This window comes from Chryseobacterium sp. VD8 (assembly GCF_037149975.1).
Taxonomy (GTDB): Bacteria; Bacteroidota; Bacteroidia; order Flavobacteriales; family Weeksellaceae; genus Chryseobacterium; species Chryseobacterium indicum.
Window position 1 is genome coordinate 1 of record NZ_JBBCQL010000374.1, and the last position, 2,358, is coordinate 2,358.

Annotated in this window: 3 protein-coding genes; 2 read left to right on the plus strand and 1 reads right to left on the minus strand. The window is 37.1% G+C overall.

What is annotated here, in order from left to right; genetic code table 11:
* Positions 1 to 225: 225 nt before the first annotated feature.
* Positions 226 to 1,758, plus strand: coding sequence for a DoxX family protein (locus tag WFK35_RS22270; protein ID WP_002978338.1), 1,533 nt, complete (start codon positions 226 to 228; stop codon positions 1,756 to 1,758).
* Positions 1,759 to 1,765: 7 nt separating this feature from the next.
* Positions 1,766 to 2,044 (plus strand): DUF6520 family protein, encoded by a 279-nt coding sequence (locus tag WFK35_RS22275; protein ID WP_002978340.1) that lies wholly within the window; start codon positions 1,766 to 1,768, stop codon positions 2,042 to 2,044.
* 22 nt (positions 2,045 to 2,066) lie between these two features.
* Here WFK35_RS22275 and WFK35_RS22280 read toward each other — a convergent pair.
* A partial coding sequence (locus tag WFK35_RS22280; RefSeq protein ID WP_336734784.1) for an alpha/beta hydrolase family protein occupies positions 2,067 to 2,358 on the minus strand: 292 nt, incomplete at its 5' end.

Below are 2,358 nucleotides of genomic sequence, written 5' to 3' on the forward strand. Positions count from 1 at the left end.
GGAAAATGAAACATTAACAGAAAACAATGAAGCTGCATTTGAACAAAATTCTTTACTGAAGAAGGGTGACAGTGTGACGGCGCGCGAATTTAAGGAAAAAGACCCGCCAAAAGATCGCGACAATTGGCGAATGAGTCCACAACAATAGTCTTTTATAATAGGAAACTAAAACCACTTCAGGATTTTGTTACATCGTATAGAAACCATCCGCTAATTTGATATACTATGAAAAAGCTAATTAACTATTTTCCGGCAGTTGTTGCTTATTTTTTTATATTTTTATTTTGCTATGCAGGCGTCAGTAAAATGAGGGATTTTGAAAATTTCCAGGTTCAGATTGCCCAATCTCCCTTGCTTAGTGCTTATGCGGGTTTTATTTCGTACGCTACCATTATATCTGAAGTGGTTATCGTTTTGCTACTGGTGATACCGAAATTAAGGACGATTGGTCTTTATGCTTCTTTAGGTATAATGTCTTCATTTACTGTATATATTTACCTTATTCTTCATTATAGTGATTTTGTACCCTGTTCGTGTGGCGGTATATTGGAGAAAATGGGCTGGACAGAACATTTGATCTTCAATATTGTTTGTGTTATGGCTGCGATTCTGGCAATACTGATTATTGCAAAATATAGACAGAATGTTTTGGTTGGACCTAGTTTATCAATACTTTGTATTATTGCGATATTTTCTTCGATTGTAACCTATCTTTTTTATTCATCAGAACATATCATAAAAGAAAAAAACAACTTCATCCGAAGGTTCCCACAACATCCTATCATAGAGGAAAAATCTTATGACCTGAAATATAATTCGTATTATTTTGCTGGCGCAACAAATGGTAGAATTTATTTGGGTAATCCCACTTCGCCTTTTGTCCTTCTGGCTATTGACAGGGATTTAGCAAAAGTTGATACTATACGTTTAGTTCCAGATCAGCTTCACACTTTTCATGCAGTAAGATCTTTAGTGACTGATAAGTATCTGTATATGTACGATGGAATTGTTCCGGCGATTTATCGATCAGAACCAAATGATTTCAGTGGTAAAATTAATCAGATAAGTTTTCAAGATGTTTATTTTGATCAACTTGCCGCCATTGGACCTGATAGTTTTGTGTTAAGAACCCAAAGCAACACTACAGGAGGGCTTATCTTGGGAAGCCTTAATCTTAAATCGAAAGAGAAAGTGAAGCTCTATCCAAATATACTTGAAAAACAGGTGGATGGTATTTTTGATGTGGATGGTAAGCTACATTACGATGAATATGGTGGTAAGATCTGGTATGTTTACAGTTACCGAAATCAGGCATTAGGTACCAGCAGGAATCTTGAAAACATTGATAAGATCAAAACCATAGATACCGTAAGCATTTCTAAAATCAGAGTAGTGCAGTTAAAAGACGGAAGGAAAAAGATGTCAGCACCACCTGTCGTCCTAAACCCTAATTCTTTTGCTCATAGAGGGCTGCTGTTTATTCAATCAGGAACAATGGGGCGCTATGAATCCAGGGACCTATGGAATAAAAATGATATTGTAGATGTCTATGATACCGAATCTTCAAAATATTGGGGCAGCTTTTATGTACAACGCCGCGGAAGTAAAAAGATGTCTCAGCTGCTTGTTACTGACCAGTATCTTTTTGTATTGGCAGGAAAACAGATTACCAGCTATCGTATTGCGCAAACTTTAGCCCGTAATTTTAAACATGGGGAAAGCCGAAAACCCGATCAGAGTAGGCATAACAAACAATAATTGTATTATGAAAACACTTAGAAAATTCATCTTACCGGCAGTAGTTGTAATTTTTGGCGCAGGAAGCGCCTTTGCCACCAATGTGAACAAAAATGCTCACAAAGCTGTAAAAGACGGTTATGTATTCAGACCAGGTGAACTGGAGGAATGCCAGAATACCCACATTTCATGCAGTGATACTGGTAGTGTCATTTGTACGGCAAATGTGGGAATGGGTACAGAGAATTTACGTGATCTTAGCGGTACCAGCTGCCCAAACAATCTGTTTGAGATTCCACAAAATTAATTAACATCAAAATTGAAGGATGCTAATCAGCATCCTTCTTTGATAATCCTTTTTCTATCCAGTCAACACTGTTGTCTCCCTTCAGATAAAAATCAAACCAGTCTTCAATCCTAACGGCTATATCCAGCAAATTTTTTGTGTTGGCAAGCCCGTGTCCTTCATTAGGATAAACGATAGCAAATGCAGTTCTACCACTTCTTTTTAGACTGAGAAAATATTCTATAGTCTGTTGCCAATCAATATTCTGATCATTAGAACCAGTCCATAAAAGGATTGGAGCTCTTACAGAATCGGCATTGTAGACCGGACTATTT